An 8,363-nucleotide genomic window follows, 5' to 3' on the forward strand; every position below is an offset into this window, starting at 1 on the left:
GAAATCGGCTATTGTTGATCACCCAGGCCAGGTTGCGCAGCCGTACCCGCTCGTTCCAGCCAATCCACCGGTCGCGCACCGCAATGGCCCTGGCGGCGCCGCCCAGCAGCACACAACCCAAGCGCTGCGAGCCCGAACGGACGAAATAGCGCAGCCGGTAACCGAAGGCGCCCTTGTAGCCCAAAGGGTGGAAACGCTCGACATATTCATTCCACAGCCCCACCTCAGAGGCTTCGGTCACCGCCTCCAGGCGCACCGGAGCGAAATCGCGCAAGGGACCTGCCAAACGCCTGTCGGTCGCGGTTCGCTCGCTGAGTGCAACACCCCCCCGTTTGCCGGTATGGACCTGCGGGCGCTTCAACGCGGGTAGCTCGACCAGCCCCGCCGCCTCCAATCTCTCCAGCAGTTTCTGAACTGCACCCAGTCGCCAGCCTCCGTACGACTCATCAGGGAACCCTCATGGCCTTAAAACAGGCCTATTGCGTTCCCTTTATCCTGACAAAGTCGATCCGCGTTGTCTAGTGCCCTTTTGCGAAAGCGCTTTTTTATATTCCTTGCTATAACTGGCATTGGGTGGTCATGCTTCAGGGCTGAACTTTCGAGAGCAGACATAGAGCACTACCAGAGAATTGCGCTAATCAATGGGGTCAGACTCGATTGAAAAGGTTGAACGTTGTCCCGCAATGCCGATTCCACCAAGCGCTGAAGAGCGCGGCATCTATCAATCGAGTCTGACCCCATTGAACGCCAATTCGTGTCAACAACTCAGTGGACAGAATGTCGGAAAAAGGGAATCCGCGAATCTGAAGGAATGATTTTTTGAGCTGCTGAGATTGCCGCGAGCGGAGAATTCTTATAGGATTTTTCCTGGTTATGGACTTGGGCGTCGATTCCGACTTTCTCCATGAGCTGCCTGAAATGTCCCGTTGTTCAGGCTCGATCGTTCCGAATTGTCTATCTTGCTTGTTTTAGCTGCGCCAGCCCTGTCCCAGAGTTTGGTACCGATTTCGGTCGCAAGCGCGACAAAAAGATGTGTGCTGACTTACGCGAATTGCGGTAGTCGGCGCTCGCGCCGCTGGAGATAATATTCCCTGTCCAAGCACCATAGTACGCACACCGGAGTCAAAATATGCAATCACCCAGGACACTCCCAGCATGGCAGGCGCTCGAGAAGCTGCGACTGGCGATGGACGGCGTCCACATGCGCAGATCGTTCGGCGATGACGCCAGGCGCTTCGAGCGTTTTTCGGCCCGCTTCGGCGAAATGCTGTTCGACTATTCGAAGAACCGGATCGATGCGGCCGTATTGGAGCAACTGATCGCCCTGGCGGGGCAGGCAGGTCTTGAGGAACGGATCGAGGCAATGTTCTCGGGAGAGAGGATCAACAACACCGAGAACCGGGCGGTACTGCACGTGGCGCTGCGCAATCGATCGAACCGCCCCATCGTGATTGATGGCGACGATGTGATGCCCGCGGTTAACGCGGTACTCGTCAAGATGCGTGATTTCTCCGAGGCGGTTCGCTCCGGGGCCTGGACAGGGTATACCGGCAAGCCGATTTCCGACATCGTCAATATCGGTATCGGAGGCTCGGACCTTGGACCGAAGATGGTGTGCCAGGCCCTGACGCCCTACGCCAGGCCGGACCTGGCGGTTCATTTTGTCTCCAACGTCGATGGAACCGATATCGCCGAGACCCTGAAGCGGGTCAGCCCCGACACGACACTGTTTCTGGTTGCGTCCAAGACCTTCACCACCATCGAGACCATGACCAACGCGCACACGGCGAGGGCGTGGTTCCTGCGTTCGGCGGTCGATGAGGGCCACGTGGCAAGGCATTTCGTAGCGATGTCCACCAATGCGGAAGAGGTGGCGAGATTCGGGATCGACACCAGAAACATGTTCGAGTTCTGGGACTGGGTCGGGGGACGCTACTCGCTCTGGTCGGCCATTGGTCTGTCGATCGCCCTTTATCTCGGCATGGAGCATTTCGAGGCGCTGTTAACGGGTGCGCACCGGGCCGACGAACACTTCCGAAGCACATCGTTCAAGCAGAATATTCCCGTGCTGATGGCCATGCTTGGTATCTGGTACAACAACTTTTTCGACGCACAGAGTCACGCCATTCTGCCCTACGATCAGTACCTGCAGTATTTCGCAGACTATTTCCAGCAGGGCGACATGGAGAGCAACGGCAAGCGCGTCACCCGCCAGGGTGACCCCGTGGATCTCGATACCGGGCCAGTGATCTGGGGCCAGCCCGGCACCAACGGCCAGCACGCCTTCTACCAGCTCATTCACCAGGGCACCAGGCTGATACCCTGCGACTTTCTGGCCGCCGCCCGGAGCCACAACGATATAGGCCGCCATCACCAAATTCTGGTTTCCAACTACTTTGCCCAGAGCGAAGCGCTGATGCGGGGTCGCACCCGTGAGGAGGCATACGCCGAGCTGGCCGCTGACGGCGTACGGGGAGAGGAGCTTGAGCTGGCGGCTTCTGCCAAGACCTTTCCCGGGAATCGACCCTCGAATTCTTTTCTGTATCCACAGCTCACGCCTGAGACACTGGGTACCCTGATCGCCTTCTACGAGCACAAAATCTTTACCCAGGGCGTCATATGGAATATCAACTCCTACGACCAGATGGGGGTCGAGTTGGGAAAGGTCCTGGCAAAGACCATTCTCCCGGAACTCGAGGGTAACGACCCTGTAAGTCACCATGATGGGTCGACCAACGGGCTGATCAATCACTATAAGCACCTGCGCTGACCGGTACGTGATGTCGAAAAGCGCGTTGAAGTCGACCGGCAATTCCGTTCGGGGGATGTCCAACTCCGGGGTCCGATGGAGAACACCCCGGGACTCAATAGGAGGACGGAGATGAAAATCGAAGGTTCATGTTACTGCGGACAGGTGAGATTTCGGGCGGTATCGCATACGCCGTATCCCTACATGCGTTGCTACTGCTCCATCTGCCGTAAGACCGCAGGCGGTGGTGGATACGCCATTAATATCATGGCTGAGTCGGATACACTGGAGATCGAAGGTGAGGAACACGCCGCCGCGCATGCGAACCGGATCGACGACGAGGCGCATCCGGGAAAGCTTAAACCGAGCCCCGGCAAGGGATACTATTGCCGGGACTGCGGCAGCGCCCTGTGGACCGCGGATCCCCGGTGGGATCAGTGGGTTTACCCTTTCGCTTCCGCGATCGATACACCCCTGCCCGTACCACCCGAACAGGTCCACATCATGCTCGACTTTGCGGCTCCGTGGGTCGAGGTCCCGCAGGGGGAGGGACACCGGCATTTCGCGCGCTATCCGGACGAGAGCATCGAGGACTGGCACAGGCGCCAGGGACTCTATCAATCCTGAATACGGTCTTGCCCCCCCTAGCTTACTCCCGTTGGAGCGAAGGGAATTACCGTTCGACACCCTCCGGGGGGGGCTGCGCTGCGCTACCGGGGAAGCAACATGAGGATCAGGCCGCTCCCTGACCCGTCCGGGTGGCGGATCGGGTGTCGAGTTTAAGGGATTCCGGGCTGACACGGATCGCGTCGATACTGAGGCAGAGTCGAACGTCATCCTTGACTAGCCTAGACATCTTGCCGATCCCGAAGTCGGAACGATTAATGGACGTCGTGGCCTTGACCGTGACGTTCTGCACCTTACCGGGCCGGCTTTCTCCTTCGGCCAGTTCCACCGCGAAATCGACGGGACGGGTCACACCGCGCAATGTCAGGTCACCGTGCATTACGGCGGTCTTCGGGGTGGTCCACTTGATGCCCCGGCTGACGAACAGGATCTCGGGGTGACGTTTGGCGTCGAAGAATCCTTCACCCTTGATGATCTTGTCGACGAGGGCATTCTCGGTGTGGAGGCTGTCGGTACGGACCATCACGAGCGCCTGACTGTGACCCTCGGCTACCGGTTGCCAGGCCAGACCGCCTCGAAACTCGTCGAACTGGCCATTAACCGGTGCGAACATGCTGGTCACGCAGAAACCCACCTTGGAGGTGGCCGGCTGGATCCGGTACAGGTATCCGTCTTGGGCGGCCTCCAGCATTCCCGCCAGGATCTCGGGATTCACACGATCATCATCAAAGGGTTCGCAGATCTCTTCGGCGGCGACGCCATGGACGGCGATGCCACCGAGTAGAAACGCTAGAATTGCGCCTATCATCATGTCAAACAAGGTCTTCATATGCCGTTCTCCGCCCGACTCCTCACATGGGAGTATGCAACATGAAACTATTCAAGTGATAAATATATAATAAAAAACTAATAGAGACCAGTTCCGCCTCGGCTCCGTCGTACCTTTCAGTCGCGTTCTGTGATCGATTGTGCAGTTCGAGAAACCAGAGGATCCATGTGGAATGACAATATTTAGGTTATTTGGGTTTGCCCTCCGCTGCCGCACTGGCCGGGTGCCAGCACGGCAAAACCCGCCGGAAAGTGAGTTCTGGATCGATGACCAAGCGGGATCTCGTCGACCCAGCTGTGCGATGGAGCGTAGACTGTACTTATGAATCGGATTGATGAGCGCTCTTAATGGCCATGTTCCAGCATGTATTCCTAAAGGGTAGTGAGCCGGACACGCTGATAAGCGACCTGCTGTCGTCCCTGCGCGGGGTGCCGGAGTCGGCGGGGCTGGGATTCCTCTATTTCGATGGTGAGCTGGCGCCCCATATCGATGGGATACTCGATCGGCTTCGCGATCAGACGCCGGTCGATCATTGGGTCGGCAGTGTCGCCGGGGGACTCATCGGTAGCGGCATCGAGAGCTATGGACGCCTTGCGATCAGCGTTCTCGTTACCGATATCGAGGCCGACAGCTTCCGTTTGTTACCCGCCGTCTACGATGATGTCTCGGCCGGGCTGGATGCCAGCCGGGCGTGGCGCGACGCTCACCTCAGTTCGTTCGGGGTGGTTCACGGCGACCCGCGCAACCCGCGGATGCCGGCACTGATTGCCGGCCTCAGCGCGGGAATGGAGGGCGGGTTCCTGGTCGGCGGCCTCAGTTCGTCGCAGGGAAACGATCTGGTTCAGATCGCCGGTGATCGTAGCGAAAATGGCCTCTCTGGCGTGTTGTTCTCCGGTAGTGTTCCCGTCGTCACCGGCGTGACTCAGGGTTGTACCCTGTTCGGGCACCGTCACGAGGTAACGGGCGCTGACGCGCATATTCTGACACGCCTCGACGGGCGCCCCGCCCTTGAGGTGCTGAACGAGGAAGTCGGCGATATCCTGGCGCGGGATCCACGGCGCATGGCGGGTTATATCTTTGCGGCCCTGCACATTCCCGGATCCGACACCGGCGACTACCTGGTGCGGAACCTGCTCGGAATCGACCCGGACAATGGCGCCCTGGCGATCGGTGACCATCTCGCCGAAGGGATGCAGTTGCAATTCGCGAGACGCGATGCGGATACCGCCAGAGAGGACCTCAGGCGAATGCTGGCCAGCGTCAGGTCGAGAATCGACGGCGAACCCGCGGGCGCTCTGTATTTCAGCTGCCTCGGCAGGGGAGAAAACCTGTTCGGGCCGGACTCGGCGGAACTCTCCATCGTGCGCGAAGAACTCGGGGACCTGCCGCTTGCCGGTTTCTACGCCAACGGTGAGATATCGCACAATCGTCTCTACGGTTACACCGGGGTTCTGACCGTCTTCCTGGAGCGAGGTTGATAAGGCGATTGCCGGAAAATGGCGTACCAGATTGCGCCGGATTTTCGTTCGTCATCAAGGCGCGACAACAGGCGCATAGTCGAACTATGTCACTGTTGTCGCAACACAGAGGACGAACGAAAAGACAAGCAGGATGGTATGTCATTTGACAGAAATCGCCTAAGTCATCCCGTTCCACATCGGTCAGATAGACGGCGCAGGCGTCGACCCGCACGGCCTTCTTTACCTGCCGGATGATGACTACCAGGGCGTCGTCCAACGTCGGCGCGGCATGGACTTGGCGCATGATCTGGCGCAGGGTGACAAGCATGGAGCAAACCTCCTGAACCTTTCCGGGAATGGGGGCGTGCGCAGCCGGAGAAAAGACTTGGCCCGACCAGTCAAGCGTCGGCGCAAGTCCGACCAAGTCGGAAATCCACCGCACGGGCCGGCTGTTTTCGACCGGTCAGGCTTGGCCAAAGCGCAGAGCGCGGACGATCACCGGCACGCAGTTCGATCGGTATGCGATTTGCTGCGGCAGACGCGGTGGAAAACAAACGCGCGTCGCGGTGATTGCGTCGCCGTTCGGATGCAAGCGGAGCGAGTGACGATGCCGCAAGTATATACCGGCATGTACAAAGGCGAACGATTCAACAGCATCAGCCACCTGATCGGCGCGGCCCTCGCACTCGCCGGAGGCGTGGTCCTCGTCACATATGCTGCGATGGATGGCGATACGCGCAAGATCCTGAGCCACAGCGTCTACGGTTTCACCCTGTTCCTGCTCTATCTCTTCTCCACCCTCTATCACGCGTTGGACGGCCCCGCCAAACGGGTACTCCGGGTGCTGGACCACCAGGCCATCTACCTGCTGATCGCGGGGACCTACACCCCGTTCACCCTGGTAGCGCTGAGAGGCGCCTTGGGCTGGTGGATGTTCGGCGCGATCTGGGGGCTGGCGGTGTTCGGGATCCTCCTGGACGCGCTGCCGCGCAAGGGGCCAAGAGTGGTACCCGTCATTATCTATCTGGTCATGGGCTGGCTCTGCCTTCTCGCCCTGGACCCGTTGCTCACCACCCTGCCGCCGACGGGATTTCGCTGGCTGCTGGCGGGTGGGATCTTCTACACGGCAGGCATCCTGTTTTTCGTCCTCAACCACTGGTACCCCAGGTCCCATGGGATCTGGCATCTGTTCGTGCTGGCGGGCAGCGTTTGCCACTACTTCACGATTCTGCTATTCCTGTGATGGGGGTGCGGTGCTGGTCGGTATCGAGCTCTGTGGGTCCCGAAAACTCCTGCAACCTTTGGAAGGTAGTAGTGGTGTAATCCACCCACAACCGGAGACTCGATCGCCTGGGCTGTCCGAGTTGGCCGGGCAGCTCGACGAGCAGGGAAATCCATATCCAACGATCGATGGGTACGCCAACGATGGTAGTCGTCGAAGTAGCCCGAAAGCATGCGTTTGAGGTGTCGTTCGTTAAGAACGATCGTGTGATCGAGAAGCTCGCGACGGATACTCTCGATCAGCCTTTCGACATACGGGTTTTGCCACGGTGAGCGAGGAGCAGTAAGGACCTCGCCGATATCAAGGCTGCTTGCACGACGTCGGAACGCTTCGCCATAGATTGCGCCTCGATCCCGCAACAGATACCTGGGTGCGGTGTCGAAGGGGAAGGCTTCGTTTGCGCGGTCTATTGGGCCGTCGGATGCTCTGTCATGTTGAAGTGCACGACGTGACGCCGACCATGGGCGAGCACAAGGAACACGAAGAAGACTCTGAAAGTGACAGTCGGGACGACGAAAAAATCGACTGACACCAGATCTCTGGCGTGGGAATTGAGAAAAGATCTCCACGTCGGCGACCGCGGTCCTGAGCCGATCTGCGGGTGTGATGTGGGGTCGTTTCCGGTTGGACCGATACAGCAGCAACTGATGACGAAGGGCTGCGACTTCGACTTGAAGTGAGCCTCGCGTTCGAAACGTCACGCCGAGCAGTAATAGCAGGAAACGGACCAGTCGAACCATGGGATCGAGGATCGCCTATGGCCAGGAGAACGTCAACAATATCAAATGACTCGGATATTCGGGACCCACAGGATACAAGTGCAGTCCGATTCGCACTTCGAGTTCACTGCCCTGAAGTTACTGACTTTCACTGTTCATTTGTCGCTCTTGGCGGCCGGCACGTAGTAGACGAAGAAGTCGGCACTGGAGATGTCGGCGTTGAACGACATCGGGCGAGGGCCGGTGGGCATCGATTTGCCGTCGAAGACCAGGATGGCCTCCTGCGTGTCCTGATCTTCGGACGCATCGACGGTGAAAACGACGTAACCGCCGTCGGCCGGTTGGGCCCATTGGGTGTCGAAAGCAATGCCGAAGACATCGGAGAACGATGAGACGCTGTAGCTGCCTTCGAAGACCGCGGTGCCGGAGCCTTGAGTGCCGTCGGCGCTCAGCACGAGACCTTCGGAGGGTGATCCCGAGATGTTGCCTGAAGAACCTTGGGTTGTTACCGACAACGCCTGGGTCGAGAACTTTCGCTCCTGATCGATGGACGAGCCCGCGCCCGCGCCCGCGGGCTTAACGCCTTGGCCCAATCGGCGATGGCCTTGTAACCGCGTGCCCCGCACAGCACTGCCGCGGTGGCGATGGCCAGCACGCTCGCCAGCGGGTGGCGCCGGCCTTGAGCCCGACGTGGATC

The 8,363-nt window shown here is 59.1% G+C and carries 9 protein-coding genes; 4 read left to right on the plus strand and 5 right to left on the minus strand.

Translation table 11 applies throughout. From position 1 onward, the window contains the following. Window positions 1-394 (minus strand): DUF4338 domain-containing protein (locus LJE91_08985; GenBank protein ID MCG6868843.1); only part of this gene is annotated, 394 nt, incomplete at its 3' end. A 735-nt stretch (window positions 395-1,129) separates the two neighbouring features. On the opposite strand from LJE91_08985, the gene pgi reads away from it, so the two are divergent. Beyond that, the gene (pgi, locus tag LJE91_08990) at window positions 1,130-2,770 is read left to right on the plus strand and encodes a glucose-6-phosphate isomerase (protein ID MCG6868844.1); all 1,641 of its coding nucleotides are present in this window, start codon (window positions 1,130-1,132) and stop codon (window positions 2,768-2,770) included. A 111-nt stretch (window positions 2,771-2,881) separates the two neighbouring features. Next, a complete protein-coding gene (locus LJE91_08995; GenBank protein ID MCG6868845.1) occupies window positions 2,882-3,376 on the plus strand; it encodes a GFA family protein in 495 nt (164 codons plus the stop codon). A 106-nt stretch (window positions 3,377-3,482) separates the two neighbouring features. Here LJE91_08995 and LJE91_09000 read toward each other — a convergent pair whose 3' ends face one another. Beyond that, complete coding sequence (locus LJE91_09000) at window positions 3,483-4,205, minus strand: YceI family protein (protein ID MCG6868846.1); 723 nt, start codon at window positions 4,203-4,205, stop codon at window positions 3,483-3,485. A 347-nt stretch (window positions 4,206-4,552) separates the two neighbouring features. Between LJE91_09000 and LJE91_09005 the strand changes: the two genes are divergently transcribed. Together LJE91_09005 and LJE91_09010 are read left to right on the plus strand one after the other, a co-directional pair. Next, window positions 4,553-5,683 (plus strand): FIST C-terminal domain-containing protein, encoded by a 1,131-nt coding sequence (locus LJE91_09005; protein ID MCG6868847.1) that lies wholly within the window; start codon window positions 4,553-4,555, stop codon window positions 5,681-5,683. A gap of 610 nt (window positions 5,684-6,293) precedes the next feature. Then, complete coding sequence (locus LJE91_09010) at window positions 6,294-6,908, plus strand: hemolysin III family protein (GenBank protein MCG6868848.1); 615 nt, start codon at window positions 6,294-6,296, stop codon at window positions 6,906-6,908. Here LJE91_09010 and LJE91_09015 read toward each other — a convergent pair. From LJE91_09015 to LJE91_09025, 3 genes are all read right to left on the minus strand, one after another. Beyond that, window positions 6,881-7,687, minus strand: coding sequence for a transposase (locus LJE91_09015; GenBank protein MCG6868849.1), 807 nt, complete (start codon window positions 7,685-7,687; stop codon window positions 6,881-6,883). The genes LJE91_09010 and LJE91_09015 overlap by 28 nt on opposite strands. Before the next feature lie 134 nt (window positions 7,688-7,821). Further along, entirely contained in the window at window positions 7,822-8,121 is a 300-nt protein-coding gene (locus LJE91_09020) for a hypothetical protein (protein ID MCG6868850.1), read from the minus strand. A 50-nt stretch (window positions 8,122-8,171) separates the two neighbouring features. After that, on the minus strand, window positions 8,172-8,363 hold a 192-nt coding region (locus LJE91_09025), incomplete at its 5' end, for a transposase family protein (protein MCG6868851.1).

It is taken from the genome of Gammaproteobacteria bacterium (genome assembly GCA_022340215.1).
Taxonomy (GTDB): domain Bacteria; phylum Pseudomonadota; class Gammaproteobacteria; order JAJDOJ01; family JAJDOJ01; genus JAJDOJ01.

What these genes read in the sequence shown, in the direction of transcription:
- pgi (MCG6868844.1), top strand. Translation starts at nt 1,130, where the DNA reads ATGCAATCACCCAGGACACTCCCAGCATGGCAGGCGCTCGAGAAGCTG.
- LJE91_09005 (MCG6868847.1), top strand. Translation starts at nt 4,553, where the DNA reads ATGGCCATGTTCCAGCATGTATTCCTAAAGGGTAGTGAGCCGGACACG.
- LJE91_08995 (MCG6868845.1), top strand. Translation starts at nt 2,882, where the DNA reads ATGAAAATCGAAGGTTCATGTTACTGCGGACAGGTGAGATTTCGGGCG.
- LJE91_09000 (MCG6868846.1), bottom strand. Translation starts at nt 4,205, where the DNA reads ATGAAGACCTTGTTTGACATGATGATAGGCGCAATTCTAGCGTTTCTA.
- LJE91_09010 (MCG6868848.1), top strand. Translation starts at nt 6,294, where the DNA reads ATGTACAAAGGCGAACGATTCAACAGCATCAGCCACCTGATCGGCGCG.
- LJE91_09015 (MCG6868849.1), bottom strand. Translation starts at nt 7,687, where the DNA reads ATGGTTCGACTGGTCCGTTTCCTGCTATTACTGCTCGGCGTGACGTTT.